The 26,207-nt window shown below is 70.8% G+C and carries 22 protein-coding genes; 13 read left to right on the top strand and 9 right to left on the bottom strand.

Annotated elements, in window-relative coordinates; genetic code table 11:
* Position 1: 1 nt before the first annotated feature.
* The gene (locus LZ198_RS25080) at positions 2–556 is read right to left on the bottom strand and encodes an ECF-type sigma factor (RefSeq protein ID WP_253974567.1); all 555 of its coding nucleotides are present in this window, start codon (positions 554–556) and stop codon (positions 2–4) included.
* A 575-nt stretch (positions 557–1,131) separates the two neighbouring features.
* On the opposite strand from LZ198_RS25080, the gene LZ198_RS25075 reads away from it, so the two are divergent.
* Positions 1,132–3,168: a methyl-accepting chemotaxis protein gene (locus LZ198_RS25075; protein ID WP_253974566.1), complete on the top strand. Its 2,037-nt coding sequence runs from the start codon at positions 1,132–1,134 to the stop codon at positions 3,166–3,168.
* A 9-nt stretch (positions 3,169–3,177) separates the two neighbouring features.
* On the opposite strand, the gene LZ198_RS25070 is transcribed toward LZ198_RS25075, so the two are convergent.
* Complete coding sequence (locus LZ198_RS25070) at positions 3,178–4,281, bottom strand: serine hydrolase domain-containing protein (RefSeq protein ID WP_253974565.1); 1,104 nt, start codon at positions 4,279–4,281, stop codon at positions 3,178–3,180.
* A gap of 284 nt (positions 4,282–4,565) precedes the next feature.
* Here LZ198_RS25070 and LZ198_RS25065 point away from each other — a divergent pair, with 284 nt between their 5' ends.
* From LZ198_RS25065 to LZ198_RS25035, 7 genes are all read left to right on the top strand, one after another.
* The gene (locus LZ198_RS25065) at positions 4,566–5,084 is read left to right on the top strand and encodes a hypothetical protein (protein WP_253974564.1); all 519 of its coding nucleotides are present in this window, start codon (positions 4,566–4,568) and stop codon (positions 5,082–5,084) included.
* A 123-nt stretch (positions 5,085–5,207) separates the two neighbouring features.
* On the top strand, positions 5,208–6,143 hold the full coding sequence (locus LZ198_RS25060) for a proline racemase family protein (protein WP_253974563.1): 936 nt from the start codon (positions 5,208–5,210) through the stop codon (positions 6,141–6,143).
* On the top strand, positions 6,140–7,276 hold the full coding sequence (locus LZ198_RS25055) for an NAD(P)/FAD-dependent oxidoreductase (RefSeq protein WP_253974562.1): 1,137 nt from the start codon (positions 6,140–6,142) through the stop codon (positions 7,274–7,276). The genes LZ198_RS25060 and LZ198_RS25055 overlap by 4 nt, the downstream gene beginning before the upstream one ends.
* A 30-nt stretch (positions 7,277–7,306) precedes the next feature.
* Positions 7,307–7,567: a (2Fe-2S)-binding protein gene (locus LZ198_RS25050; protein WP_253974561.1), complete on the top strand. Its 261-nt coding sequence runs from the start codon at positions 7,307–7,309 to the stop codon at positions 7,565–7,567.
* Positions 7,560–8,831, top strand: coding sequence for an NAD(P)/FAD-dependent oxidoreductase (locus LZ198_RS25045; RefSeq protein ID WP_253974560.1), 1,272 nt, complete (start codon positions 7,560–7,562; stop codon positions 8,829–8,831). Before LZ198_RS25050 ends, LZ198_RS25045 begins: the two co-directional genes overlap by 8 nt.
* The gene (locus LZ198_RS25040; RefSeq protein ID WP_253974559.1) at positions 8,828–9,718 is read left to right on the top strand and encodes a dihydrodipicolinate synthase family protein; all 891 of its coding nucleotides are present in this window, start codon (positions 8,828–8,830) and stop codon (positions 9,716–9,718) included. The genes LZ198_RS25045 and LZ198_RS25040 overlap by 4 nt, the downstream gene beginning before the upstream one ends.
* Positions 9,719–9,796: 78 nt before the next feature.
* On the top strand, positions 9,797–11,371 hold the full coding sequence (locus LZ198_RS25035; protein ID WP_253974558.1) for an aldehyde dehydrogenase (NADP(+)): 1,575 nt from the start codon (positions 9,797–9,799) through the stop codon (positions 11,369–11,371).
* Between the two features lie 103 nt (positions 11,372–11,474).
* On the opposite strand, the gene LZ198_RS25030 is transcribed toward LZ198_RS25035, so the two are convergent.
* A complete protein-coding gene (locus tag LZ198_RS25030; RefSeq protein ID WP_253974557.1) occupies positions 11,475–13,718 on the bottom strand; it encodes a M9 family metallopeptidase in 2,244 nt (747 codons plus the stop codon).
* A gap of 185 nt (positions 13,719–13,903) precedes the next feature.
* Here LZ198_RS25030 and LZ198_RS25025 point away from each other — a divergent pair, with 185 nt between their 5' ends.
* On the top strand, positions 13,904–14,656 hold the full coding sequence (locus LZ198_RS25025; RefSeq protein WP_253974556.1) for an AraC family transcriptional regulator: 753 nt from the start codon (positions 13,904–13,906) through the stop codon (positions 14,654–14,656).
* A gap of 51 nt (positions 14,657–14,707) precedes the next feature.
* Positions 14,708–15,325 carry a hypothetical protein gene (locus LZ198_RS25020; RefSeq protein WP_253974555.1) on the top strand — a complete coding sequence of 206 codons (618 nt, stop codon included), beginning with the start codon at positions 14,708–14,710 and terminating at the stop codon, positions 15,323–15,325.
* Positions 15,326–15,328: 3 nt separating this feature from the next.
* Here the strand turns inward: LZ198_RS25020 and LZ198_RS25015 are convergent, their stop codons facing one another.
* Complete coding sequence (locus tag LZ198_RS25015) at positions 15,329–15,949, bottom strand: hypothetical protein (RefSeq protein ID WP_253974554.1); 621 nt, start codon at positions 15,947–15,949, stop codon at positions 15,329–15,331.
* Positions 15,950–16,020: 71 nt separating this feature from the next.
* On the opposite strand from LZ198_RS25015, the gene LZ198_RS25010 reads away from it, so the two are divergent.
* Complete coding sequence (locus LZ198_RS25010; protein WP_253974553.1) at positions 16,021–16,788, top strand: hypothetical protein; 768 nt, start codon at positions 16,021–16,023, stop codon at positions 16,786–16,788.
* 14 nt (positions 16,789–16,802) lie between these two features.
* Here LZ198_RS25010 and LZ198_RS25005 read toward each other — a convergent pair whose 3' ends face one another.
* The 5 genes from LZ198_RS25005 to LZ198_RS24985 are packed head-to-tail and all read right to left on the bottom strand — an operon-like array spanning position 16,803 to position 21,580.
* Positions 16,803–17,003, bottom strand: a complete 201-nt coding sequence (locus tag LZ198_RS25005) for a hypothetical protein (protein ID WP_253974552.1) — start codon at positions 17,001–17,003, stop codon at positions 16,803–16,805.
* Positions 17,000–17,851, bottom strand: a complete 852-nt coding sequence (locus LZ198_RS25000; protein ID WP_253974551.1) for a hypothetical protein — start codon at positions 17,849–17,851, stop codon at positions 17,000–17,002. Before LZ198_RS25000 ends, LZ198_RS25005 begins: the two co-directional genes overlap by 4 nt.
* A gap of 33 nt (positions 17,852–17,884) precedes the next feature.
* Positions 17,885–19,084 carry a TadE/TadG family type IV pilus assembly protein gene (locus LZ198_RS24995; protein WP_253974550.1) on the bottom strand — a complete coding sequence of 400 codons (1,200 nt, stop codon included), beginning with the start codon at positions 19,082–19,084 and terminating at the stop codon, positions 17,885–17,887.
* A 10-nt stretch (positions 19,085–19,094) separates the two neighbouring features.
* Positions 19,095–20,723 (bottom strand): TadE/TadG family type IV pilus assembly protein, encoded by a 1,629-nt coding sequence (locus LZ198_RS24990; RefSeq protein ID WP_253974549.1) that lies wholly within the window; start codon positions 20,721–20,723, stop codon positions 19,095–19,097.
* Positions 20,724–20,752: 29 nt separating this feature from the next.
* The gene (locus LZ198_RS24985; RefSeq protein ID WP_253974548.1) at positions 20,753–21,580 is read right to left on the bottom strand and encodes a TadE/TadG family type IV pilus assembly protein; all 828 of its coding nucleotides are present in this window, start codon (positions 21,578–21,580) and stop codon (positions 20,753–20,755) included.
* A gap of 343 nt (positions 21,581–21,923) precedes the next feature.
* Between LZ198_RS24985 and LZ198_RS43255 the strand changes: the two genes are divergently transcribed.
* Together LZ198_RS43255 and LZ198_RS24970 are read left to right on the top strand one after the other, a co-directional pair.
* Positions 21,924–25,061 carry a GAF domain-containing protein gene (locus LZ198_RS43255; protein ID WP_267145484.1) on the top strand — a complete coding sequence of 1,046 codons (3,138 nt, stop codon included), beginning with the start codon at positions 21,924–21,926 and terminating at the stop codon, positions 25,059–25,061.
* The gene (locus tag LZ198_RS24970) at positions 25,058–26,188 is read left to right on the top strand and encodes an ATP-binding response regulator (protein WP_253974547.1); all 1,131 of its coding nucleotides are present in this window, start codon (positions 25,058–25,060) and stop codon (positions 26,186–26,188) included. The genes LZ198_RS43255 and LZ198_RS24970 overlap by 4 nt, the downstream gene beginning before the upstream one ends.
* The last annotated feature ends 19 nt before the right edge of the window (positions 26,189–26,207 follow it).

Below are 26,207 nucleotides of genomic sequence, written 5' to 3'. Positions count from 1 at the left end.
TTCAGTGGCTCAGCCGCTCCACCAACCAGCCGCGCACATAGGCCCAGTCCCGCCGCACGGTGGCGATGGACACACCCAGCGCCGCCGCTGTCTCCGCCAGGCCCTGTCCCGCGAAGTAGCGAAGCTCCAGCAGGCGCGCGAGCCGGGGCTGGAAGGATTCCAGCTCCGTGAGCACCTCCTCCAGCTTCAACACCTCGATGTCGACATGAGACAGCGAGTCCAGCTCCGTGTCGTGGATGCTCACCCGCTCCCGCGTCCAGTCCCGCTGGAGCGCGCCGCGCAGCCGCACCCGGTCCAGCAACACCTGACGCATGGCCTGGGCCGCCGCGCCGAGGTAGTGCCGCCGGTGCTCCTGGCGCGCGCCCTCGCCGAACAGGCGCCCCCAGGCCACGTCCACCAACTTCGTGGGTTGTAGGGGGCTGTGGGTGTCATCGAGCGCCGCCGCCCGCGCGAGGGTCCGCAGCTCCTGGTAGGCCGCCACCATCAGCGCGTCCCTCGCGCAGAGGTCCCCCCCTCGCACGCCCTCCAGCAGGACCGCCAGCTCCGTCATGCCCATGGTTCCCTCCACGGTGTTCCCACGCCTGCCCCAGGGAATCGTCTCACGCCCTCGAGTTCTAAAACGGATTCACCGGAAATCCTTGAGTAGGGGACAATTACCCCTCACCCGGAAACAGTCTGGGAGGGCAAGGCAACCCGGGGGGACCTGCCGCGAAGGGCTCTCCGGCTGCGTGGAGAGCGAGGTCCATGGAGGAGGCTGGCGCTCGAAATCCCACATGTCGGACCTCATGGAGGCGCGCGGAGGGGGAGCGCGCCAGGAGGCTCCGGCGAGCTACGGCGATACATCTTCTTGAGACATCCCTGCTGAAACATCACCGTGACTGAAGTCATCGACGCAGGTCGTCATGTCGGCTCGCTCCGTCGCCTGGTCTCATGAGTCGATGTCTCATCTCGCGCGAGCCGCGGGGTGAGCCGACCCCATTTGCATTCGTGTCCGGGTTGGCCCGAGCATCCGACACATCAATGGGTCTCTCCCGCGTTCGGTGTCGTGTGGCGTCGGCTGGTCTCGTCTCGGATGTTTCAAGGCGCGGCCGGACCGGGTGGTGGGGCAGGGCGAGTCAGTGGCTCCTGGTCTTGCTGCTCGCATGGAGTCCGCTGGCGCGCGCGCAGGTGGGGAGCGTCGAGGTCGGCGACGGCTGGCGCTACCGTTGGGGAGACTCACCCGTGGGCGCGGATGGCGTCCCCGCCTGGGCGCGTGAGTCGGGCGAGGGCGCGGGTTGGGCCCCCACGGACGCGCTGCACGAGCCGCCGGGGCGGGGCGACGACACGCTCCTGTGGCTGAGCCTGCCGATGCCGGAGGGAGCGTGGCTGGAGCCCGCGCTCTTCCTGGGCGCGGTGGCCAACGCGTACGAGGTCTACCTCGACGGGCGGCGCATCCACTCGAGCGGGAAGGTGCGACCGGGCGGGAGCGAGGTCGTCGACAGCATGGGGTGGCACCTGGTGCCGCTGCCTCCGGGCACGGCGGGCAAGCGGGTGTTGCTGCGCATCCAGAGCACCGGGTCGACGATTGGCGTGACGCGCGACGCGCGGGTCGGGGCGCGGCACGCGCTGCTCACGGAGGCGACGCGCGAGGGCCTGGCGCCGTTCGTCATGGGCGTGTTGCTGGGGGCCATCGCGCTGGTGGCGGTGGCGGCCATGTTCCTGCAGGAGCGCCAGCGGCGGATGCTGGTGGCGCTGGCGATGTTCTCCGCGAGCTCGGGCCTGCTGTTGGTGGGGGCCAGCGGGTTGTGCTCCGCGCTCTGGTCCGCCGACGCGCTGGGCACCCAGCTCCTGCTCGTGGGCGCCTACGGCCTGCTACCCGGGCTCGCCTGGTTCATCTCCGACAGCATCCTGGAGGGGCGCAAGGTCTGGTTCCATCGCTTCGCGGTGGCCTTCTCCGTGCCCACGTCGCTGCTGGCGGCGCTCGCGCTGGTGGACGTGAGCCTGGCGTTGCGGCTGCTCCAGCCCTTCTCGGGCCTGTCGCTGCCCAGCCTGTTCCTCTGCGTCGTGGTGGCGGCCGTCGCGGCCTGGCGAGGCAACCCCGACGCGCGCATCTTCGTGGTGGGCCTGGGCATCCTCACGGGCGTGCTGCTGCTGGGCATGCTGCCCCTGCTGGGGTTGATGGACTCGGTGGACTCCTACGTCCACTGGGGTTTCCTCGCGTTCACCCTGTCGCTGGTGGGCATCGTCGCGCGGCGCTCCTCGCTGGTGGTGCGGTCGCTGGCGCAGCACATGCGGCAGTTGGAGGCGCGGCGCAACGACGTGCGGGAGCTGGCCCAGGGCATGGGCAGCGGCGCGGGGGAGCTGGCCACGGTGGTGCAGCAGTTGCGCACGTCGAGCGAGGAGCAGACGGCCGGCATCAGCCGTCAGGCCACGGCGCTCAAGGAGCTGGAGCAGACGGTGCAGGAGATTCGCCAGGGGTCCATGGTGACGGCGGACAAGGCGCGCGTCCTGTCGAACTCCGTGGTGGTGGCGGAGGAGGCGGGCCGCGACGGTGGCGCCGCCATCTCCCGCACGCTGACCAACCTGGAGGCCATCCGTTCCGAGGTGTCCGAGATGGCCCGGCGCATCCTCGCGCTGGATGCGCGCACGCGGGAGGTCTCCGGCATCGTGGACACGGTGAAGGCGCTGGCGGACCAGTCCAACATGCTCGCCGTCAACGCGGCCATCGAGGCGGCGCGCTCGGGGGAGCATGGCCGCGGGTTCGGCGTGGTGTCCCGCGAGGTGCGCAGCCTGGCGGACCAGTCCATCCTGGCGACCCAGCGCATCCGCGAGGTGCTCGACGGGGTGAGCGCCAGCATGCGCGAGGCCGCGAAGGTGAGCGAGCAGGGCGAGCAGCGCGTGCGGGTGAGCCTGGACGCGGTGCGCGTGTCGGGTTCGCAGTTGCAGAAGCTCACCGGCATCATCAGCGAGACGAGCAGCAGCGTGCGGCAGATCTCCGCGGCGGTGGCCCAGCAGGACGCGGGCACGTCCCAGATCGCCGTGGCCATCCAGGACCTGTCCGGGCAGATGCAGCAGACGCTGCGCGTCGTCGAGGAGACGCAGAAGGTGACGCGCTCGGTGCAGACGCTCGCGGAGAGCATGTCGGGCACGGCGAAGCGCTCGCTCGCGTCCGGCACGCTCGACGCGTGAGGCGCGGCCTCAGGGCGCGAGCGCGTCGCGGATGAGCGGCGCCAGGTCGCGCTCCAGGTTGACGGAGAACTCCGCGACGCCGCCCTCGCCCGCGGTGACGGTCAGCTCCATGCCCAGGATGGCGTAGTAGCCGCTCTCGCGGTCCATCCACGGCGTGAAGCCGAAGGCGCCCGGCGAGCTGAGCCGCGTGCAGCCCTGCGCGGGCGTCAGGCACTCCAGCCACGCGGTGAGGCCGTAGTGGAAGGGCAGGCCGATGCCCTGCATGGGCGAGTTGCCGATGACGACGTCGTAGGGCTCTCGCGCCTGGGTGTCGAAGAGCGCGGGCGTGCCCACGGTGAGGGCGGGCGTCTGGCCCTTGTGGAACGCGAGCCGGAGGAAGTCCGCGTACTCGGACATGGAGGCGCGCAGGCCGCCGGCGATGAGCGGGTTCTGCGTGCCCAGGGCCTGCCGGGGGCGCGAGTAGTAGGAGACGGCGGTGGCCTGCCCCAGCGGCGCGCGGAGGATGTCGCTGAACAGCGTGTTCCACGTCTTGCCCGTGACGACCTCCGCCATGCGCGCGGCGACGTGCAGGTGCGTGCTGCCGTAGTCGAAGCGCGTGCCGGGCGCGGCGACGGGCGCCTGCGCGGAGAGGATGGCCACGCAGGTGGCCAGGGTGATGTCCGGGTTGGTGGTGCAGACGTTCTCCGGGTTCATGCCCGAGGTGAACGAGAGCAGGTGGCGCAGGGTGATGGAGGCCTTGGGCCCCGTCCAGCCGAGCACCGCGCCCGTCGTCGAGTCGAGGCTCAACTGTCCGCGCTTGACCAGCTCGAAGAGCACGATGCCGGAGACGAACTTCGACGCGGACGCCACGGCCACGCGCGTGGTGGGCGTGAAGGTGCCCACCATGTGCTGGAAGACGAGGTCGTCCTGGGCGTCGAACACCATCAGCCCCAGGTCCGAGACACCCCCGGCGGCCGCGCGCTGCACGAGCAACGCGCGCACGGCGGCCCAGCCGGCCAGCTCCGACTGCTGCTGGTCGACGGGGGCCTCCTCGGCGGAGGGGGCCCGCGGCGCGGAGGCGGGACCGCAGGCGGACAGCAACGTCGTCATCAGGAGGAGGTGGTGGATTCGCATGGGTCCCTCGAACACGGGCCCGCCGGGAAAGTTGCGAATCCTCTCTTTCGACGTGCCGCGGTCGTCTCCCCACGCGCGGCTTGGTTTTCGAGAATGAAAGTATCCGGAACGGAATGGGGACCCGGACCGCGCAGGCAATGGTCGCCCGATGACCTCGAACCAACGTTGTGGGCAGGCAGGCACAACCTCCCGTGTCTGCCCGCCCCGGCCGGATACCTCGGGCGGGGCTGCGCTGGGACACGAACAGGGTCGGGTACGCCATGTCGAAAACGGTCGGGTCTGTCATGGGTGCGGTCGCCGCGGTGGTCATGTCGGGGGCCTGTGGTCCGGTGCCCCCGGAGGAGGAGGGGCTCGGTGAGTGGGGGCCCGAGGGCTCCGGAGGGACTGGGAGCGAGGTGCTCGGGGAGCCGAGCGAGGTCAGCCAGATGACCTTCGTGGGAGACCTGGGCCGCGCGCTGGGCAGCCCCATCGCGACCCATCCGTCGACCTGCACCGCGTCCAACCAGTGGCGGACGACGTGTGGTTCGGGCTCCTCCCGCGACATCTCCTACGTCTGGACGGTCCCCGAGACGGGGAAGTACACCTTCTCCACCATCAACTCGAACTTCGACACCGTCATGGAGATCCGGCACTTCACCTCGACGTCCAGCGTGATGGGGTGCAACGACGACACCTCGACGACCCCCCAGTCGCGGGTCACCCTCAACGGGCTCGTCAAGGGCGTGCAGCTGCTCATCATCATCGAAGGGTTCGAGGGCGCCTGTGGGGCCGTCACCCTCAACATCGCCAGACTGCCGTCGTGAGGGGGCCTCGCTCCCTGGCATTTGCATGATTCCCACGCGGGTGTGGTCGAATCTCCCAAGAACCCTGGGGCCGATGTCCCTAGGGTCGGAGCCTGGAACGCCCGGGTCGAGGGAGTCGCTCGCATGCGCCGCATTCGTGTCATCGACAGTCATACCGGTGGAGAGCCCACGCGCGTCGTGACGGAGGGGGGACCGGAGCTGGGCGAGGGGGACCTGGCGACCTTGCGCGAGCGCTTCCGCGAGCGGTTCGATGCGTTCCGCAAGGCCATCGTCTGCGAGCCCCGGGGCTCGGACGTCATGGTGGGCGCGCTCCTCTGCCCACCCGTCCATCCGTCGAGCGTGGCGGGCGTCATCTTCTTCAACAACGTGGGCTACCTGGGCATGTGTGGCCACGGCACCATCGGCGTGGTGAAGACGTTGGAGTACCTGGGGCGCATCGGTCCGGGGGGCCATGCGCTGGAGACCCCCGTGGGCGTGGTGAAGGCCACGCTGCACCCGGACGGGCGCGTCAGCATCGCCAACGTGCCCAGCTACCGGCTGGCGCACGATGTGGCCGTCTCCGTGCCGGGCCACGGCGAGGTGCGCGGCGACATCGCCTGGGGTGGGAACTGGTTCTTCCTCTCCCGCGCGCGGCACGTCGCCCTGGAGCTGGCGAACATCCCCGCGCTCACGGCCTACACCTCCGCCATCAAGCAGGCGCTCTCCGACCAGCACATCACCGGCGCCGACGGCGCGGAGGTCGACCACGTCGAGCTGTACGCGCCCTCGGGCTCCCCGGGCGCGAACGCGCGCAACTTCGTCCTGTGTCCGGGGCTCGCGTATGACCGGTCCCCCTGTGGCACCGGGACGAGCGCGAAGCTGGCCTGCCTCGCGGCGGAGGGGGCGCTGGCCGAGGGCGCGACCTGGGTGCAGGAGAGCATCATCGGCAGCCGCTTCGAGGGGCGCTACGTCCGCGACGGGCAGCGCATCCTGCCGACCATCACCGGCACGGCCTCGGTGAACGCGGAGGGCACGCTGCTCGTCGACCCGACGGACCCGTTCGCGTGGGGCATCGGGTGAGCGCCGTCGACTGCGCCATCGTCGGTGGAGGCATCGTCGGGGCGGCGCTCGCGGACGCGTTGAGCGAGGCGGGCATGTCCGTCGCGCTCGTCGAGGCGCGCTCCATCGGCACGGGCACCACCGCGTGTGGCATGGGCCACCTGGTGGCCATGGACGACAACGCCGCGGAGCTGGCGCTCACGTCCTGGTCCGTCTCGCTGTGGCGGGCGCTGGCGGAGGGGCTGCCTCGCGCCGTCGAGTACGACGCGTGCGGGACGCTGTGGCTCGCGGCCGACGCCGAGGAGATGGCCGCGGTCGACTCCAAGGTGAGCAACTACCGGGCCGCGGGAGTGCGGGTCGAGGTGCTCGACGCCGCCGCGCTCTACGAGGCCGAGCCCGCGCTGGCCCCGGGGCTGGTGGGGGCGCTGCGCGTCCCAGGGGACGCCGTCGTGTATCCGCCGCTCGCCGCCCGCACCTTCGCGCTGCGAGCCCAGGCGCGTGGGGCGCGGCTGATGACGGGCACCCCCGCCCAGGCGCTGCGCCCCGGAGAGGTCGTCCTCGCGAATGGCGACGTCCTGGCCGCGCGACACATCGTCCTCGCGGCGGGCGTGGCCAGCCCCTCGCTCTGTCCCGGTCTCCCCATCACCCCGCGCAAGGGACACCTGCTCATCACCCGGCGCGGCGCGCCCGTGGTGAAGCACCAGCTCGTGGAGCTGGGATACGTCAAGAGCGCCCACGGCACCGAGGGGGCCTCCGTCGCGTTCAACGCCCAGCCGCGTGTCACCGGGCAGCTCCTGCTCGGCTCCTCGCGCCAGCCCGGCGTGGGGACACGCGAGGTGGAGGCCGCCATCCTGGAGCGCATGCTCCGCCGCGCCGCGGACTTCCTCCCGGGGCTCGATGGCATGCAGGCCCTGCGCGCGTGGACCGGTCTGCGCCCCGCGACGCCGGATGGCCTGCCGTTGCTGGGGCCCCACCCGGAGCAGCCCTGGCTGTGGCTGGCGTGTGGTCACGAAGGACTGGGCATCACCACCGCGACGGGCAGCGCCCGGTTGGTGGCGGACCAGCTCCTGGGGCGCTCCTCCGCCATCGACGCGCGTCCCTATCTCCCCGAGCGATTCCTGGGACGGACGCCGAGGCAGGTGGCCCATGCATGAGCGTCGCCGCGAGGCCCGGGAGCTGCGCTCATGAGCGCTCCGAAGTCGGAGGTCGTCACCCTGCGCATCAACGGTCGCGTCGTCACGGTGCCGGAGGGGACGTCCGTGGCCGCCGCGCTCGGCACCGGGGACGCGCTGGTCAGCCGCGCCGACCTGAGCGGCCGGCCACGTGGACCGCTGTGCGGGATGGGGGTCTGCTTCGAGTGCCGGGCCACCGTCGATGGCGTGCCCGAGGTGCTGACGTGCCTCGTGCCTTGCCGTGAGGGGCAGGAGGTGGTGACCGATGCGTGAGGCCTGTGACCTCGTCGTCGTCGGCGCGGGCCCGGGCGGGCTCGCCGCCGCCTGTCACGCGGCCGAGGCGGGGCTGAGCGTGCTCGTGCTCGACCCGCAATCCCAGCCGGGAGGTCAGGTGTGGAGGGGCGAGGCGCGCAAGCGGGAGAACCGGCTCGCGCGCCGCTGGCTCGACCGCTTCGCCGCGTCCGGCGCGAGGTTCCGCCCCGGTGCGCGGGTCGTCGCCGCGCCCGAGCCGGGGCTCCTGCTGGTCGAGGAGGGCACGTCGTCCCTGGCCGTGCGCTACGGCCGCGCCGTGCTCGCCACCGGTGCCCGGGAGCGCTTCCTCCCGTTCCCGGGTTGGACGCTTCCCGGCGTGCTCGGCGTCAGCGGGCTCCAGGTGCTGGTGAAGGACGGGTTGCCCGTGCGAGGCAAGCGCGTGGTGCTCGCGGGCACGGGCCCGCTGCTGCTCGCCGCCGCCGCGACCCTCCACCGCCACGGCGCCGAGGTCCTCTTCATCGCGGAGCAGGCTCCCGCCGCGCGGCACTGGGGCTTCGCGCTCCAGCTCTGGCGCCACCCGGGCAAGCTGCTCCAGGGCGCCGCGCTCGCGGCCTCGCTGGTCGGGATTCCCACCGCCACGGACGCGTGGGTGGTGGCCGCCGAGGGCGAGGCGCGCGTCGAGCGCGTGCGCCTGTCCGTGCGCGGCCACGAGGAGACCCTGCCCTGTGACTACCTGGGCGCCGCCTACGGGCTCGTCCCGAACCTGGAGCTGGCGAAGCTCCTGGGCTGCGAGGTGGCCTCCGGCGCGGTCGTCGTGGACGAGCGCCTGGAGACGCGCGTGAAGGGCGTCCACGCCGTGGGTGAGCTGCTGGGCATCGGCGGCGTGGACCAGGCGCTGGTCACCGGCGAGCTGGTCGGGCACGTCGCCGCCGGCAAGCCCGTCCCCACCGGGCTGGAGCGCTCGTGGCGCGCGGTCCGGACCTTCGCGGACCAGTTGGCGAGACACGATGCGCCTCGCGAGGAGCTGCGGCGACTGGCGACTCCGGAGACGCTGGTGTGCCGCTGCGAGGACGTGCCGCTCCAGGCGCTCGACGGATGCCGCGACCTGCGCGAGGCGCGGCTCTACGCGCGGCTGGGCATGGGCGCCTGTCAGGGGCGCACCTGCGGCGCGGCGGCCGAGGTCCTCTTCGGCTGGACGGGGGAGGACGTGCGTCCGCCCTGCCTCCCCGCGCGCATCGGCAGTCTGAGACTTCCTTCTCCTCCACCCCACACGAGAGCGTCATGACCCTTTGGAATGGTGTCCTTCCCGCCATCACCACCCCCTTCAACGCGGACCTGTCCGTGGACCACGGCGCGGTGCGCGCGCACGTGCAGTGGCTCGTCTCGCAGGGCTGCACCGGCATCATCCCGTGCGGCTCGCTGGGCGAGGGCGCCACGCTGAGCGTGGAGGAGAAGGTCGCGCTGATGCGCACGTGCGTGGACGCGGTGAAGGCGCCCGTCATCCCCGGTATCGCCGCGCTCTCCACGGCGGAGGCCGTGCGGCTGGCGCGCGCGGCGGAGGAGGCCGGGTGCGCCGGGCTCATGGTGCTGCCGCCGTATGTCTATTCGAGCGACTGGCGCGAGATGAAGGCCCACATGTCCGCCGTCCTGCGCGCCACGAAGCTGCCGGGCCTGCTCTACAACAACCCCGTCGCGTACAAGACGGACTTCACGCCGCCGCACCTGGCGGAGCTGGCGGCCGAGCACGACAACGCCGTCGCCGTGAAGGAGTCCTCCACGGACGCTCGCCGGGTCACCGCCATCCGCGCGCTGCTGGGCGACCGGCTCGCCCTGGGCGTGGGCGTGGATGACTGCCTCGTCGAGGGCGTGGAGGCAGGCGCGCGCTTCTGGGTCGCGGGACTGGTGAATGCCTTCCCGGCGGAGTCGGTCCGGTTGTTCGACCTGGCGCTCGCCGGAAAGAAGGACGCCGCCTTCCAACTGTACCGGTGGTTCCTGCCGCTGCTGCGGCTGGACACCGTGACGAAGTTCGTGCAGCTCATCAAGCTGGTGCAGCAGGAAGTGGGCTGGGGCCACGAGCGGGTGCGGGGTCCCCGGCTGGAGTTGGTGGGCGCGGAGCGCGAGGAGTGCCTGCGTGTGCTGCGCGAGGCGCTGGCGAACCGGCCGGCCCTCTAGCGCCACCGAGGCGAGTGAGGCGTCCCGCGTGGGAGTGCGCGGGACGCGGGCGGACCCTACGCTGGAGAGGACACGGGAATGAGTGGGACGGGATTGTCGCTGATTGGCGCGGGACGTGGGGAACCCGGTGGGCCGACCTTCACGGGCTGGAACCCGACGGAGAACGTGGCGCTCGAGCCGCGCTTCCATGGCGCGCTGCCGCACGAGGTGGCGCGGGCCTGCCAACTGGCGGAGGAGGCCGCGCCGGCCTTCGCGGCCCTGTCCGCGCGCCAGCGCGCCGTGTTCCTGGAGCACGTCGCGGAGGCGTTGGCTGGCGCGGAGGCGGAGTTCCTCGCCATCACCCCGAAGGAGACGGGCCTGCCTCCGGCGCGCATCCAGAACGAGCTGGGCCGCGCCGCCAACCAGTTCCGGCTCTTCGCCCGGCTGTTGGAGGAGGGGAGCTGGGTGGACGCGCGCATCGACCGGGCGCTGCCCGACCGTCGCCCCGCGCCGCGCCCGGACCTGCGCTCCATGCTGCGCGCCGTGGGCCCGGTGGCCGTGTTCGGCGCGAGCAACTTCCCGCTCGCCTTCTCCGTTGCGGGGGGCGACACCGCGTCCGCGCTGGCCGCGGGGTGTCCCGTCGTCGCCAAGGCGCACCCGGCGCACCCGGCCACGTCCGAGCTGGCGGGCCTGAAGATTCGCGCGGCCGTGGCCGCCTGTGGACTGTCCGAGGGGGTCTTCTCGCTGCTCCTCGACGCGGGCATCGAGGTGGGGCAGGCGCTGGTGCGCCACCCCGCCATCCGCGCCGTGGGCTTCACGGGTTCCCGCGCGGGAGGGCGCGCGTTGATGGAGCTGGCCGCCTCGCGCGCCGTGCCCATCCCCGTGTTCGCGGAGATGGGCTCCATCAACCCCGTGTTCCTGTTGCCGGAGGCGCTGGCCGCGCGTCCGCAGGTGTTGGCGGACTCGCTGGCCGCGTCCATCCTCCAGGGCGCGGGCCAGTTCTGCACGTCGCCCGGGTTGCTCGTCGCGGTGGACGGGCCGGGCTACGAGGCCTTCCGTGCGCGCCTCGTGGAGAAGCTGGGTGGCGCTCCCGCCGCGCCCATGTTGACGCCCGCCATCGCCGCGCGCTTCCGCGAGGGCGTGGAGCGGCTCGCCTCGCGTCAGGACACGCGGACGTGTGTGCAGGGGGCGTCGACGGGGGCGCATGGCGCGGCCGCGCTGTTCGAGGCGGAGGCCGGCGTGGTGCTGTCGCAGGGTGCACTGACCGAGGAGGTGTTCGGGAGCTGCGCGGTGCTGACGCGGGCCCGGGACGTGGTGGAGCTGACGCGGGTGGCCTCGCGCCTGGAGGGCCAGCTCACGGCCACGTTGATGGTGGACGCGGCGGACCACGAGTGCGCGGCGCAGTTGTTGCCCGTGCTGGCGGACCGCGTGGGGCGGGTGCTGGTGAACGGCGTGCCCACCGGTGTGGAGGTCTGCCCCGCGATGGTGCATGGCGGTCCCTTCCCGGCCAGCTCGGATGGCCGCTTCACCGCGGTGGGGACGGGCGCCATCCGCCGCTTCGCGCGGCCGGTGTGCTTCCAGGACGTGCCGGACGCGCTGCTGCCGGCGGAGCTTCGCGAGGCGAACCCGCTGAGCCTGTGGCGCACCGTGGATGGCGTGCTGAAGCGGGAGTGAGCAGTGGCACGCGTCCGCGTGACTCCTCACCGGTCCGCGGGTGGTTCGGAGCGCCGGGTTCTCTCGGCGCTCCGGTGGCCGCAGGTGAAGTGGCTCCTGCTGCTCAAGGAGCCGCGTCGTAGCGGGACTCCAGCTTCACGCCCGTATAGGGCGCCCGTGCCTTGAGCATGACGTAGTAGTAGCCGCCGGTGACGGGCGAGGCGATGTCCACCGTCTCGTCGTTCCCCGCGAGATACGGCCGGTGGTCATACGTGGTCGTCGTGGGCCAGGTCCCCGCGCGGATGTAGAGGTCGGCGTTGCCGGTGCCGCCGCTCGTCTGGAAGCGGAGGTTGCGCGTGCCGGTGGGCATCCACAGGTAGAAGTAGAGCACGTCGCCGTGGGCCAGCGCGTCCCGGTAGCAGTTCTTGCCCAGCGCCATGGGGTTGGGGTCCGTGCAGGGCGTGCTCGTCCCGGAGCCAGGACCCGGGAGCGGACCCTCGCCGGCGCAGGTGCCCGGGTCGGTCGCGGACGACACACAGTCGATCCACGCGTGGAACTCCGTGTCGAGCGTCGTCCCCAGACCGTCCAGCGTGGTGCGATAGCCGGTGTAGTTGCCCGCGCGGAACTGGCCGAGCATCGTGGCCACCTCCTTCGCGTGCCGCTCGAACATGAAGCGCACGCCCAGATAGCCCCAGTAATAGACGCGCTCCGTGCCGCTGTTGTAGTCGTTGCGCAGAAGCTGGCTGAGCCGGTACGCCTTGCTGGTGCCCAGGTCCACGGCGTAGGCGTTGTCGTCCTTCTTCGAGATGTATTCGGCCAGGCCTTCGATCCACCAGATGGTGGGCTGGCTGGTGCTGGCGCCGAAGTCGCCCTTCATGTCGAAGCGGCCGTCCAGGTAGTGGACGTACTCGTGCTCCAGGTTCCATATCTGGAACGTGGGCCGCACCCACTCCGCCTCGTAGGCGATGAAGCGCGCCTGGTTGCCGGCCGCGGCCGGGTCGCCCTCCAGGTACATGCCACCGTTGTTGGTGTCGATGCCGAACAGCGCGCCCGCATACGTCTGGTAGTCCGTGCTGCTGTCGAAGACGACCATCTCCAACGACGTGTTGCCGTCACCCGCGACGGGGACGCGCCCCGTCTTCAGCTTCTCGTGGAAGTAGGACTCCTGGGTCGCCAGCTTGGAGCAGCTCTGGGTGAGCTGCGCGGACGTCATGTCCTGGGCCCGCAGCCGCAGCGTGGCGCCACAGCTGTAGCTGACCTTCAGCACCGCCTGCTCCAGCGCGCGCCGGAAGTCGCAGATGCCGTAGTAGGCGCAGTTGGCGCCGTCGTAGTAGTCCGCCATCTCCGCCGCCCCCACCCAGACGCCCGCGCCGGGGCCCGTCATGGCGTGGCTCGCGATGAGGCCCTTCACCTTGGGGCGTGTCTTGTCGCGCAGCGCGCCGGTGTACTGGAGGAAGCGCGCCAGCTCGCGCGTGGCGTTGACCGGGAGGTACTGGTCGTCGGTGCCCAGCAGGGACTCGTTGCGCGCGACGAAGGACTCCAGCGTGTCGAGGATGGAGCTGTCGGCCTGCACGGCCGTGACGAAGTCCGCGTTGTAGTGCCCCCGGAACAGGCCGGTGAAGACGTTGTTGGTGGCGTTGCGCATGTACCAGGAGGCCCGCGCCGCCTCGTCGAAGCGGGTGAGCAGTCCCTTGAACGTGCCCAGGTGCCGCGCGTTCTCCGACGAGCTGTCGATGAGGATGACGAACTCGCCGAGCACCGCGCCGTGGGCATCGTTCACGTCGGTGAAGTGGGCGTTGGCGACGAAGGCGCCGAGCGCGGGACGGATGGCATTGCGCAGCGCGGTGCCGTAGCTGCCCACGACGTCCGGTTGGTAGTACTGCACGTAGTAGCCGGCGCGCAGGAAGAGGATGAGCTGGAGCGCCTGCGTGGTGTTGGTGCCCGGGTAGGTGCCCGCGGTGCTGGTCAGCGCGTTGGCGATGGTGACCATCTTCGCCTCGCCGAACACCTGGCCCGCCTGCGTGCCCGTGACACCGAACAACGAATTGACGCAGTCGTCCGTGGAGCCCTTCACCAGCGTGACGAGCGCGCTGCCGCTGGCGGACGCGAAGGCCGCGGTGTCACACGCGGCCAGTCGTGCGCGCCGGGAGGGGGGCTGCGTCAGGGACTGGCGCAGTTGCTGGGGCGGGACGTCGGGCTCGCGCTCGTCAGGCTGGATGCGTCGAGAAGCGTGCTCCTGCCCATGGACGCGAGCGACTCCGGCGGGCGAAGGGCCTCCCGGGCGGGCATGGGCTCCCGCGGTGGACAGCGTGAGACAGACGGCGAGGGAGATGTGACAGCGACACCAATCCGTGAAAGGAAGGCGCATGCTTCGACTCCTCGGGGTGTGGGGGCTGTGGCACGGTGTCTTCCGTCCGAGTGACACCGACGTGGGTTTCACGTGGTGTTCAAGGTATTCGTGAGCAAGTAGGACCTTCTTGTGTCTTTCCCTCGCGGTGACGAATGGAAACCACCAAAGCGCGCGAAACCCTCGAGACCTGGAGAAGGGAGTTCATGGGCCGGGTGGCGAATCCGCTCTTCGCGGAGGAGCTGTTCGACCGGGTGCCGGACATCGTCTTCTCGGTGAAGGACATCCAGGGGCGGTACGTGTGCATCAGCGAGGCGTGCGCGGAGCGCTGCGGCCTGGAGAGCAAGGCGGCGGCGGTGGGGCGCACCGCGCACGAGCTGTTCCCCCGGCACATGGCGGACCGCTACGTGCGGCAGGACGAGCGGGTGTTCCGCACGGGGCGCCCCATCGTGGACAACCTGGACCTGACGCTCTTCAACAACCGGGAGCCAGGCTGGTGCCTGACGAGCAAGGTGCCGCTGTTCGACGCCTCCGGCGAGGTGCTGGGGCTGGCGTGTCTGTCCAAGGACATCCACGAACCGGGGCGCGCGGGGCTGGTGGACGAGCGCTTCGCGGCGACCATCGACCACATCCAGGCGCACTACGCGGAGCGGCTGCGCATCGACTCGCTGGCGCGGCGCGCGGGCATGTCCGCGGCGCAGTTCGAGCGGCGCATGCGGCGCATCTTCCAGCTCTCCGCCGGGCAGTTCATCATGAAGACGCGCATCGACGCGGCGGCGGAGCGGCTGTCGGAGGGGGCGCAGGCCATCGCCACCATCGCGCTCGCGGTGGGGTTCTGTGACCAGAGCGCGCTGTCGCGCCAGTTCAAGCAGGTGACGGGGCTGAGCCCCCGGCAGTACCGGCAGCTCGTCGAGTCGCTCCCCGGGCCGGCCTCCGCGCGGCGCGGGCGCAAGCGCTGAAGGGTGGGGCCCTTCCCAAGCGCGCGGAGGTTGTGGTGCGCTCGGGCTCCCATGAAGACGCCTCGTTTCCCCACGCTGCCCGTCGTCTTCCAGTTGATGTCCTTCAAGTTCTTCGGCGGGTGCACGACGTGGCTCCTGCTGGAGGCGCGGGTGCTCGGCGGCCAGCGCGGGCTGATGTCGATGGGCGTGGCCGTGGCGGCGGGCGCCCTGGCGGTCCTGTCCCTGGCGTCGCTGGTGTCGCTGCTCCGCGCGCGCGAGGTCGTCGTGCTGGGTTCGCGCTCACGCGTGGGCACCTACGTGCAGGTGCTCGGGGCCATGGGGCTCCTGGGGCTCCTGGGGGTGCACCTGTTGCACACGGAGGCCCGCCCCGCGTTCGGCGTCTTCTGTCTGGGCGTGGGGGCGTGGCTGGCCGGCATCGGGCTGAACCTGGTGCCAGGGCTGTACCTGTCGACGGAGGGCTTCATCGACCCGCTGGGCCGGCGCACCCGCTTCCGCGATTTGGAGTGGTTCACCCTCCAGCGTGGCGACGGGGAGCCGCCCCGTGTGGTGCTCCAGGCGGGGCGGGGCGCGTCGCTGCGACTGGAGACGCGGCTGCCGGGCCAGGACGCGGACGAGGTGAAGCGTCAGTTGCTCCAGGCGGGGCTGGCCTCGCGCGGCCCGTCGCGCTGAGGCTCAGGGCTTCTTCGGCGCCACGGGGAACATCGCGGGGGGGGCCTTCTCCTTCCACGGGTCTCCGCCCACGCCGAAGTCGACGAGGTGGAAGGGGTCGGCGCCGCCCAGCCGCACGAGTCCCATGCCGGGCACGGACTGGGACCACTCCGCCATGACGCCGGAGGGGAAGGAGTACTCGAGGATCTCCATCGTCCGGCCCGCGACCGTCTCCGTCCGCTTCTGCAGGAAGCGGCCCTGGCGTTTGGGTGGGGTGTCCTCTTTGAAGGGCTGGGCAATCTCTCGCGTCCGCTGGCCGGGCGTGAAGACCTTCATCAGCAGGATGTCCTTGGTGCCGAAGCGCTCGCCCTTCACCAGGAAGTGGAAGGACAGACGTCCTACGGAGGGGACTTCCACGTCCAGCAGCATCCACCGTCCGCGTTGACCCCGATGTCTGCCCTTGGCGCCGACCTTGAAGACGAACCTCGAGGGGCCGTCCGAGGAGGTGCCCTCGTAGCGCGCCCAGCCTCCCTCATGGATGACGAGCGGAAGGTCGAGCATCCCTCCCAAGGCTCCCTCCTGGGCGCGCGCCGAGGTGGCGACGAGGCACGACAGCAGCACGCCCACCCGCCAAAGACTCATCATCCGTGGACTCCCTTTTCGTGGGGGACGTGCCCCGTTGCGTGGCCGGGGGGCGGAGCAGATAGGATTTGGCCATGCCCCGCTTCCCGATGCTCGTTGCCGGCTTCGTGCTGATGCTCGGCGCCTGCGCTGAACCGAAGAGCGGTCCGGAGGTTCCTGTCCCCTTGAAGCCTCCACCCGCGTCGCCTCCCGCCGTGGAGCGCGCGGAGTCCGCCGACGCGGGCGCTCCTCCCAAGGTGGACGCAGGCGTGGTGGTGGATCCGTCCCGCCTCAAGGAGGCGCGCGCGTTGGTGCCCGCCCCGCTGCTCTATGGCCAGCTCCAGCCCGTCGTGGGGACGTGGGTGGAGTACGAGCTGCGCGCGAAGAAGGGCTCCGTGCGCGCGCGTGTGGCCGTGGTGGGGGAGTCCCAGCGTGAGGATGGCGCCATGCTGTACCAGTTGGAGTTGGACCACGAGACGACCCCACGCATGTTGGTGGTGGTCTGGGTGGTGGGGGGAGAGAGGCCCTTCGTCGAGCGGCTTGCCGTGTCCGCGCCACCGCATGCGCCGCTGTCCATTCCCGTGGACCTCTACGCGGACCAACAGGAGCTTCGAGGCACCCTGACCCAGGAGCAGGAGACGCAGGTGCGCGAGGGTTCGTTCGCGGGGAGGGCGCGCCAGCGGACCTACGCACGGGAGGAGGGACTCGCCGTGGTCGTGACGACCACGCCTCGCGTGCCCTTGTTCGGTGTGGAGTCGGTGCGCGACCCGGAGACCACGTGGGTGGCGAAGCAGGCGGGGACCGGCGCGAAGCCTTCCCTGGACATGGTCCCCATCCAGATTCCGCGCCTGAGCGAGCCGTGAGTCACCTGGATGACTCACCCCAGGGGATAGCCGAGCACGATGTAGAAGCCGCCCACGTACATCGTGAAGACGGCGAGCATGTCCGGGGCGAAGGAAGAGACCCCGAACCCCAGGAGCATCATGGACATCAGCAGCAGCGAGAATTCGGCCATGGCCTGACCGCGCGAGCGAGGACGTCGCAGCCAGCCGTACGCGGAGGTCATCCATCGGTTCATGGGGCGTGCTCCTTGTCGGGCGTTTGTTCCAGGACGACGGTGACGAGGGTCTGGGGGGCGCCTTCCGTATCCACCGGGGAGAGCGAGAGCGATACGCGTTCCCCTGGCTTGATGAAGTCGAGGTACGCCACGCCCTGGGTGAAGGAGGGGGCCTCCGTCAGCGTGTAGCCGCGCGTCTCGAATTGCTTCACATAGAAGTCGGACAGGGCTCGAGGTGTCCCCTGGGCCACCTCGGTGACGGTGATGCTGTCCTTGGAGGGCCCCGGGGTGTGGTCATCCACACGCAGCATCGTCATGGCGCCGGGCGGACGTGGCAGCGACGCCGGTGCGCGGGCCTGGAGGTGGACGCCCTGCTGTGCCTCGACGATGGACGGGAAGACCTGGGTGAGGGGTTTGGCTCCTCCCAGCCCGATGGCGGTGACGGAGATGATGGCCCCCCGCTTCGCGTCGTAATAGCTCACCGCGCCGCCTCCCGCTCCGTCGGGTTCGTTGGCCAGGTGGTGACCGGCCTTGCGGAACTCCCGCGCGTAGAACTCGAGCACGTCGTCCGCGGCATCCGTCGTCTCGAAGAAGGCCATCTCCATGGGGTTGCCGTTGGCGGACATCCTGCCCATGGGGGTGAGCTTCGTGCGGGGATAGGCGGGGATGACTCCTTGGAAGCGCTTCGACAGCACCTCCGCATGAGGGGGGGCCGTCACGGGCTCCAGCGCGCGCGCGGGGGCAGGCGCGGGCGATGGATTCGCGGGGGGCGGTTCGCGCAAAGTCGCTGCCGTGGCCACCAGCAAGAGCAGGCCGCCGAGCCCCATGACGCGCGTGACCGCGCCCGTCCTGTCCGAAGGTGGCCTCATGGGGTGTTCCGTCCCTGGGCGCGCATGGGGGGCTCACTGTTTCTGCTTGAGTACCACCGCGCATGCGTCATCTCTGTAGGAGTGATAGCTTTTGCCCTCGGTCTCGGACTGCGCGTAGACGGATTCGGGCGCCGAGGAGCGTGTGGCTCCCTGGAAGAACTTGCCGCGGCAGTTGTAGGCCCGCATCGGCCAGTTGTCGTCGAAGGAGTCCTCGCCGCTCGGTTTGAGGCCGCGCTTGAATCGGATTTCATCCGGCTCGCAGCTGCCGCCGAAGCAAGCCTCGTCATCGCTCTTCCAATAGGCGGCTTGGAGGACGTCTCCGGGCACGGTGCGAGTGGGGCGTTCTCCGTTGGGCGTCGGGGTCGGATATCGGCCTCTCGCGTAGGGGGCGGTGCTGTCGTCCTTCACGTGTCGGATGAGGACGGAGTCGCGGATGAAGTCATTCGAGAACGGGAAGTCGAGACCGAGGACGGAGAGCACCTTTCCAATCGCGTCGAGGACGTCTCCGCCGCCGGAGGCGATCCCCGCGTAGGCGATGTGTCGCACGCGGTCGAGCGTGTGCTGCTGCACGCGCGCGTAGCTGTCGTCTGAGCGGTCTCCATGCTCCCACGCGCGCCACGTGTCGTAGAACATGAAGTGCTTCTCGGTGAAGCGCAGGTCCAGCCGGTCGTCGTCGAAGCCCGTGGCGAGGAAGGCGATCTGCGGGGGGATGATGCCGTTCTCGATGCGGATCTCGACCTCGGTGTGGACCGCGCCGCGGCTGGGGTCCAAGCCCATCTTCTTCGCGACCGCTCCCGCAGTGGCGCCGAGCGCGCCCAGCGCCTTCCCGATGATGCCCGTCGCACCGCCGAGTCCGCCGCGCTCCTCCATCGACTCCTGTTGGAGCGCCGCGTCGGCCTCCTCCGCCTTGATGCTCAAGGTGAGCCGGTTCTGGAAGCCCAACCCCTTGGGGAGTTCACCGGTCTTCGTGGCGCCGTCGAGGTCCTGATAGCGCTCCATGGCCTCGGCGGTGATGCGGTTCAGGTCCGGGCGCACCGTGCGCTCGAACGAGACGAACCGCGCGACCTCCGCGGCTTTGAGTCGTACGTGCTGCACCTCCCAGAAGTAGTTCGCCCAGACCATGAGCCCCAGGAGGATGGGGGCGAGGAGGGCGAACTCCGTTGTCGCCGCACCTCGTTGCGCCCTGGCCCTGGGACGTCGGTTGCCGCGTGGCGGGGACATGTGAGCAGCCATGGCGCCTCCTTCAATAGTTGACGGCGTTCTGGAACTGGCGCTGAGCGGCTGGGAGGCCAGGGACCAGCTCTTCCATGATCTCCTTCTCCCAATGGGTGGCGATGGGCGCGAGTCGCGCGGTCCAGAGCGGGTTGAAGAAGTTGGGTTCTTCCTTCCAGTCCCCCGGGCGGTGGTAGACGGCGCGGCCGACTGCGGCGGCAACCATCCCGCCGGTACGCTGCCGGAACCGCTCGGTCTCGCTGCTGAGCCCACCCACCGCGCTCCAGGAGATGTCGAGGAAGCCAGCCTTGATTCCCTGCCCCTCTTTGTCGAACTTCCCGGAGCCGTTCCCGGACATGAAGCCTGCGCCCTGATTCGCCCCCTGAGCGCCGCTCCGGTCTCGATGCCGCATGTGCTCGAGGTGGAATGGCGAGGGCGCGTTGTCCTCCCTCGAGGAGTCCATGGCCTTCGACAACGCGCTCATGTTGCACGGGTAGCCGAAGTGGAGTTCCCAGGGGCGGATGAAGCTGGGGTCCGCCGTGAGGAAGGGCGTGATGCCCATCCACTTGTGGTGGTCATCCGTCTTCCGCTGCCCGTATTCCTGGTGGTATCCGCCCTGGTTGTCGGCCGCGGCGCGGAAGCGCAGCGTGAAGAGGTCGTGCCATTTCCCGAAGAGGCAGGCGGGCCGGATGCGGATGACGACGTCGTCGGAAGCGTAGAGCTGGTCCTTGCGGTTGTCCTCGTAGCCCTCGTCGAAGCTCTTGATCTGGCTGTCGGCGGTCTTCTGGATGCGCAGCTCGGCGATGACGGCGCAGACCCGCAGGCTCCACTTGCGCCCGATGAGGACGGGGCCTTTTCCGACGGCGGTCCATTGACGGCGCACGCCGTTGGCGAGGTTTCCCATCAACAGACGGTATTTGGCCATGTCAGGGTCGGAGAGTTTGTTGGCTTTGAGGAGCCCGGCGCGTTTCGTCAGGCCCGTGGGGTCCAGCAGGCTGAGCACCGCGCCCTTGCCGCTGTGTGGCCCGTCGTCGACGACATGGACGAAGTTCTTCATGTTGAAGTAGTTGAGGGTCTTGTCGAGCAGCTCGGACCCGCTCCCTCCCATGTTCCCGACGCGGGCCTTGGCGTCCGTCTGTTTGATGACGGGGTCGTCCGAGCGCGTGGCCAGGTCCTTCACCGTGCCGAGCATCATGGCTTCCTGGGCGAGCCAGAGCGCGACGTTGAGCGCGGTCAGAAGAGGGATGAGGACCTGGGCGACTCGCTCCACCACTTGTTTCCAGAGGTCGATGGCCTGTTTGACGACCGTGAAGATGCCGCCAATCACCGGGATGTACTGGGCGTACTCCGCGAGCGTCCCGATGGTCTTGTCCAGGTAGACGGCGTGGCTCACGTAGGACATCACCGTGAGCATGGCCGAGTAGTGAACGACCATGGCCCGGTTGGTATAGGCCAGGAAGTTGTAGGCCCGGGCCTCCTTCACCGCGAGGCTGTAGGACTGGGCATCCGCGGCGTCCTGGAGCTTGATCTTCTCGTAGACGCCGTGACCGATGCTGACGGAGACCATCACGCTGACGGCGAGCACCAGCATGGCGACGACGCCGATGACCATGGCCTGGCCGCGTTCATCCCGGCGCAACCTGCGAAGGAGCGCGAACATGGAATTCCTTCCGCGAGAGGGTGGATGCCTCAGTTGTCGACCGCGCAGGAGCCGGGGCCGTACCGTGAGTTGTTGAGGAGGTTGGACTGCATCCGCATGGACCAGGTGGCGACCAGGGGGATGAGGTAGCGGCCCTTGGACGACCTCGCGAGCTTGGCGATCTTCCCGTGGTCCGAGTCCCGAGCTGCGCCGCGGTCGAGCAGGTACTGGGTGGCGGATTTGCCCCCGACGCGCTGGCTCTCGAACTGGTGGCCCTTGAGCTGGTCCAGGAACTCGCGGCCCATGTAGAAGCTGTGGAGCTGCCAGTTCGCGAAGGGGATGCGCAGCTCGTAGAAGTAGGTCAACCTCACGGACAGCAGGTTGGCTTCGACGATGCGGTCATCCCTGACGTCGTCGTAGTCGAGCTCCAACTGGTCCAGGTGCGCGCCATAGGTGGAGAACAGGCCGTCCAACTCGCTCTTCTTGGGGTTGACCACCTCGACGCGCATCAAGGGGAGTCCCACGGAGGAGTAGAACGACTCGCGCTTGCGCAGCTCGTCCGAGTAGGCGTTGTAGAGGCCTACCGCCAGCGGCAGGGTGTAGCTTTCGGCGCCCCGGTTGGGCAGGGGCGCCAGCGTGGGCAGCAGCCCCGCGAGCGCGGCGCGCCTCATCAAGGCGCAGTCTCCATTGTTGACGATGCCCGAGCGCACCGCCCGATAGACGGCGTACTCCGTCATCAGCCGCGCGTTGTGCACCATGCCCAGCTGGATGATGCCCAGGATGATGAACACCATCATCGGGACGATGATGGCGGTCTCCACCGCGGCCTGTCCGGCCTGTCTGCCTCGGATACGTCCCGGTTCGTTCGTCGAGTGCATGGCCCTCCTCGGGCACGACTTCGCTGCACCCCCGGCCCCTCCCCAACGACCGTGAATCCAATGACTATATAGACAAGTCTGCGATAGGGGAAATGCGCCCCCTACCCGAAAGTCGCACAAAACCTATCCGCATGCCAATGCGTGGCTCCTGCAACTTCGTGACGCGAGTGTGAGATGGGGCGAATTCCCTCTCATGGCGCGCTCTGGCGAGGAGCCGCTGGCTCGGGTTCCCGGCTCCCCACGGCTGACGGAGCCGTACCGCGGGGCAATTGTCAGAAAGAGGAAAGCTCGCTCCCGCGAAGGGGGAGTCACGAAAGCGGGTTGTTAGAGTCAGGTGGCCTCCATGTCCCGACCTCCATCTCGTCCCGAGGCGGCCGAGGGTCCCGGCGCTCCGCCGGTCCTGTCGCCGGGTGACGTCTCCCAGCAGGTGCTGGAGAGCCTTCCGCAGCTCGTCTGGATGGCCCACGCGGATGGCTATCTCGCGTACTACAACCGCCGTTGGTACGAGTACACCGGGCTCACGGCCGAGGCGTCGTTCGGCGAGGGCTGGCGGCGGGTGCTCCACCCGGACGACCAGGCGGAGGCGGACAGGCGCTGGGCCCAGGCGCTGCGCACCGGGGAGCCCTACGAGATGGAGTACCGCTGCCGCCGCCACGACGGGGCGTGGCGCTGGTTCCTGGGACGCGCGAGGCCGCTGTGCGACGCACGGGGCCGGGTGCTCCAGTGGTTCGGCACCTGCACGGACATCGACGACCAGAAGCGCGCCGAGGAGGCCATGCGCTTCCTGGCGGAGGCGGGGACGCTCCTGTCGACCTCGTCGCTGAGCCTGGACGACACGCTCTGCGCGCTGACGCGGCTGGCCGTGCCCCGCCTGGCGGACTGGTGCTCCATCGAGCTGGTGGAGGAGGACGGGCATCCGCGGCAGGTGGCGGTGGCCCACGTGGACCCGTCCCGCGTGCGACTGGCGCGGCAGCTTCGTGAGCGCTACCCGCCGCGACCGGACGACCCGCGCGGCGTGCTGGCGGTGATTCGCACCGGCAGCCCCGTGCTGATGGAGGGCCTGTCGGAGGAGGTGCTGACCCAGTACGCGCGGGACGACGAGCACCTGCGCCACCTGCGGGAGCTGGGGCTGCACTCGGTGCTGCGGCTGCCCCTCATCGCGCGGGGCAGGACGCTGGGCGTGCTCTCCCTGGTGCACTCGGGCGAGGGCCGGCGCTTCACGCCCGCGGATGTGTCGACGGGCGAGCAGCTCGCGTCGCAGGCCGCGCTGGCGGTGGACACCGCGCGCCTGTACCGCGAGTCGCAGCGGGCGCTGGCGCGCACCGAGGACGAGCGCCGCGCCGCCCTGACGCTCCAGCGCATCGGCGCGTCGCTGTCGTCGGAGCGGGACGCGACGGTGCTCGTGCAGCGCATCACCGACGAGACGGTGGCGCTCACCGGCGCGGCCTTCGGCGCCTTCTTCGAGAACCGGGTGGACGCCCGGGGCGAGACGTACAAGCTCTACACGCTCTCCGGCGCGCCGAGGGACGCCTTCGCGCACCTGCCCGCGCCCCACAACACCGCCATCTTCGCCCCCACGTTCCGGGGCGAGGGCGTGCGGCTCATCGACGACGTGACGCGCCACCCGGACTACGGCAAGAGCGCGCCGTACCACGGCATGCCGCCAGGGCACCTGCCCGTGCGCAGCTACCTGGCGGTGCCGGTGAAGAGCCGCTCCGGCGAGGTGCTCGGGGGGCTGCTCTTCGGCCACCCGGAGCCGGGCCGCTTCCGCGAGGAGCACGCGCACCGGGTGGAGGCCGTGGCCTCCCAGGCGGCCGTGGCCCTGGACAACGCGCGGCTGCTCCAGGAGGCGCTGCGCGCGGAGGAGCGCTTCCGCTCGCTCGTCACCGCCTCCGCCCAGGCCGTGTGGATGACCGACCCGGACGGCGTCATCGTCGAGGACAGCCGGTCCTGGCGCGACTTCACGGGGCAGACCTACGAGCAGTGGCGGGGCTGGGGCTGGCTGGACGCCGTCCACCCCGAGGACCGGGCCGCGGCCGAGCGCACGTGGCGCGCGGCGGTGACGGACCGGTGCGTCTACGAGGTGGAGTACCGCCTGCGCCGGCCGGACGGCCACTACTCGCCCACGCTGGCGCGCGCGGTGCCCGTGCGCAACCCGGACGGGACGGTGCGCGAGTGGGTGGGCACCAACACGGACATGACGGCCCAGCGCCGCGTCGAGGAGGGCCAGCGCCGGCTGGACCGCGAGCAGGCCGCGCGGCGCATGGAGGCCCTGCGCGCGGAGGTGAGCGGCGCGCTGGCCCGCGAGGGCTCCGTGCAGGACATCCTCCAGGGCTGCGCGGAGGCGCTGGCGCGGCACCTGGAGGCGCGCGTGGCGAGGCTGTGGACGTACACGCGGGGCGCCGCCGCGCTGGAGCTGGTGGGGGACGCGGGGCCCTCGGCGCCCCGGGCGAAGCGGTGGGCCAGCGTCCTCGTCCACGGGCCGAGCCTGGTGGCGGAGGTGGCGCGCACGCGCGAGCAGGTCTGGGTGAGCCGGATGGAGGAGGAGCCGCGCGCGCTGGACCCGCAGTGGGTGCGCGAGGAGGGCCTGCGCTCGTTCGCGGGCATCCCCCTGCTGGTGCGGGGGCAGCTGGTGGGGGTGATGGGGCTCTACAGCCGCAACCTGCTGGGCGAGGAGGCGGTGGCGGTGCTGGCCACGGTGGCGGACGCCATCGCGCAGGGCCTGGAGCGGCGCCGCGCGGAGGAGGCGCTCCGGCAGCGCGCGCGGGAGCTGGCCCGCTCCAACGAGGAGCTCCAGCAGTTCGCCTACGTGGCGTCCCACGACCTGCAGGAGCCGCTGCGCATGGTGGCCAGCTACACGCAGCTGCTCGCCCGCCGCTACCAGGGCCGGCTCGACGCGGACGCGGACACGTTCATCCACTTCGCGGTGGACGGCGTCACCCGCATGCAGCGGCTCATCCAGGACCTGCTCGCGTACTCGCGGGTGGGCACGCAGGGCCGCGAGCCCCGCCCGGTGGACGCGTCGCGGGCCGCCGGGCGCGCGGTGGCCAACCTCCAGGCGGCCATCCAGGAGTCGGGGGCCCGGCTGGAGGTGGGCCCGCTGCCGGAGGTGCTCGCGGACGAGACGCAGCTCACCCAGCTGTTCCAGAACCTCATCGGCAACGCGCTCAAGTTCCACGGCGACGGGCCCCCGCGCGTGGAGGTGGAGGCCCGTCCGGAGGGGGCGGAGGTCCGCTTCGTGGTGAGGGACCACGGCATCGGCATCCACGCGCGGGACTTCGAGCGCATCTTCGTCCTCTTCCAGCGCCTGCACGGCGACGGGGCGTTCTCCGGGACGGGCATCGGCCTGGCCATCTGCAAGAAGATCGTCGAGCGGCTGGGGGGCCGCATCGGCGTGGAGTCGGAGCCCGGGGACGGGAGCACCTTCTGGTTCACGCTGCCCGCCGCGTCCTCGCGGGCCACGACGGCGGAGGCGCCATGAGCGAGATCGGCACGGACGCGCGCCCCCTGCGGCTCCTGCTGGTGGAGGACAACCCGGGCGACGCGAGGCTGCTCCAGGAGGAGCTGCGCGACATGCCCTCCGTGCGCTGCGAGGTCACCCACGTCACGCGCCTGTCGGAGGCGGTGCGCGTGGTGCAGGGCGCGGCGGTGGACGCGGTGCTGCTGGACCTGTCGCTGCCGGACGGCCACGGGCTGGGGAACATCCCGCCCCTGCTGCAGGCGGCGCCGGCGGTGCCGCTGGTGGTGCTCACCGGCACGGACGACGAGCGGCTCGCGGTGCGCGCGGTGCACGAGGGCGCGCAGGACTACCTGGTGAAGGGCCAGGTGTCGGGGCCGCTGCTGGTGCGCGCGCTGCGCTACGCCATCGAGCGCAAGCGGGTGGAGGAGGGGCTCAAGCGCGAGGAGGCCGCGCGGCGCACGGCGGCCTTCCGCGAGCAGTTCCTGGGCATCCTCGGCCACGACCTGCGCAACCCCCTGCAGGCCATCTCCGGCAACGCGGCGCTGCTCCTGCGCCACGCGGGGCTGAGCGAGCCGCAGCGCAAGGCCATCAACCGCATCTCCATCTCCGCCGACCGCATGGCGCGGATGATCAACGACCTGTTGGACTTCACCCGCACGCGCCTGGGCGCGGGGTACGTGCTGGAGCGCGCGCGGATGAACCTGCACGAGGTGCTGCGCCAGGTGGTGGAGGAGCTGGAGGTGGCCCACGCCGAGCGCCAGTTCGAGCTGCGCCTGACGGGCAACGGCTGGGGGGACTGGGACGCGGACCGCATCGCCCAGGCGGCGTCGAACCTGGTGGGCAACGCCGTGCAGTACTCGCCGGAGGACTCCGTGGTGCGCGTGACGATGGCGGACGCGGAAGTGGGGGTGCGCCTGGAGGTCCACAACCGGGGCCTGCCCATCCCCTCGGAGCGGCTCACCACCATCTTCGACCCGTTCATGCGCGCCCAGGAGCAGCGCGGCGTCAAGCGCAACGGCCTGGGCCTGGGGCTCTACATCACCCACGAAATCGTGCGCGCCCACGGCGGCACGCTGGGGGTGACCTCCACGGAGCAGGACGGGACGCTCTTCTGGGTGTACCTGCCGCGGCAGTACCCGGGCGACTGAGCCCCCTGCCGGCCCCCGC

The organism is Myxococcus dinghuensis, from assembly GCF_024198235.1.
Classification (GTDB): domain Bacteria; phylum Myxococcota; class Myxococcia; order Myxococcales; family Myxococcaceae; genus Myxococcus; species Myxococcus dinghuensis.
The sequence above is the reverse complement of the archived record's forward strand: the minus strand, read 5'-3'. Positions and strand labels throughout refer to the sequence as shown.

What these genes read in the sequence shown, in the direction of transcription:
- LZ198_RS25080 (WP_253974567.1), bottom strand. Translation starts at nt 556, where the DNA reads ATGGGCATGACGGAGCTGGCGGTCCTGCTGGAGGGCGTGCGAGGGGGG.
- LZ198_RS25070 (WP_253974565.1), bottom strand. Translation starts at nt 4,281, where the DNA reads ATGCGAATCCACCACCTCCTCCTGATGACGACGTTGCTGTCCGCCTGC.
- LZ198_RS25065 (WP_253974564.1), top strand. Translation starts at nt 4,566, where the DNA reads ATGGGTGCGGTCGCCGCGGTGGTCATGTCGGGGGCCTGTGGTCCGGTG.
- LZ198_RS25060 (WP_253974563.1), top strand. Translation starts at nt 5,208, where the DNA reads ATGCGCCGCATTCGTGTCATCGACAGTCATACCGGTGGAGAGCCCACG.
- LZ198_RS25050 (WP_253974561.1), top strand. Translation starts at nt 7,307, where the DNA reads ATGAGCGCTCCGAAGTCGGAGGTCGTCACCCTGCGCATCAACGGTCGC.
- LZ198_RS25045 (WP_253974560.1), top strand. Translation starts at nt 7,560, where the DNA reads ATGCGTGAGGCCTGTGACCTCGTCGTCGTCGGCGCGGGCCCGGGCGGG.
- LZ198_RS25040 (WP_253974559.1), top strand. Translation starts at nt 8,828, where the DNA reads ATGACCCTTTGGAATGGTGTCCTTCCCGCCATCACCACCCCCTTCAAC.
- LZ198_RS25035 (WP_253974558.1), top strand. Translation starts at nt 9,797, where the DNA reads ATGAGTGGGACGGGATTGTCGCTGATTGGCGCGGGACGTGGGGAACCC.
- LZ198_RS25030 (WP_253974557.1), bottom strand. Translation starts at nt 13,718, where the DNA reads ATGCGCCTTCCTTTCACGGATTGGTGTCGCTGTCACATCTCCCTCGCC.
- LZ198_RS25025 (WP_253974556.1), top strand. Translation starts at nt 13,904, where the DNA reads ATGGGCCGGGTGGCGAATCCGCTCTTCGCGGAGGAGCTGTTCGACCGG.
- LZ198_RS25020 (WP_253974555.1), top strand. Translation starts at nt 14,708, where the DNA reads ATGAAGACGCCTCGTTTCCCCACGCTGCCCGTCGTCTTCCAGTTGATG.
- LZ198_RS25015 (WP_253974554.1), bottom strand. Translation starts at nt 15,949, where the DNA reads ATGATGAGTCTTTGGCGGGTGGGCGTGCTGCTGTCGTGCCTCGTCGCC.
- LZ198_RS25010 (WP_253974553.1), top strand. Translation starts at nt 16,021, where the DNA reads ATGCCCCGCTTCCCGATGCTCGTTGCCGGCTTCGTGCTGATGCTCGGC.
- LZ198_RS25005 (WP_253974552.1), bottom strand. Translation starts at nt 17,003, where the DNA reads ATGAACCGATGGATGACCTCCGCGTACGGCTGGCTGCGACGTCCTCGC.
- LZ198_RS25000 (WP_253974551.1), bottom strand. Translation starts at nt 17,851, where the DNA reads ATGAGGCCACCTTCGGACAGGACGGGCGCGGTCACGCGCGTCATGGGG.
- LZ198_RS24995 (WP_253974550.1), bottom strand. Translation starts at nt 19,084, where the DNA reads ATGGCTGCTCACATGTCCCCGCCACGCGGCAACCGACGTCCCAGGGCC.
- LZ198_RS24990 (WP_253974549.1), bottom strand. Translation starts at nt 20,723, where the DNA reads ATGTTCGCGCTCCTTCGCAGGTTGCGCCGGGATGAACGCGGCCAGGCC.
- LZ198_RS24985 (WP_253974548.1), bottom strand. Translation starts at nt 21,580, where the DNA reads ATGCACTCGACGAACGAACCGGGACGTATCCGAGGCAGACAGGCCGGA.
- LZ198_RS43255 (WP_267145484.1), top strand. Translation starts at nt 21,924, where the DNA reads ATGTCCCGACCTCCATCTCGTCCCGAGGCGGCCGAGGGTCCCGGCGCT.
- LZ198_RS24970 (WP_253974547.1), top strand. Translation starts at nt 25,058, where the DNA reads ATGAGCGAGATCGGCACGGACGCGCGCCCCCTGCGGCTCCTGCTGGTG.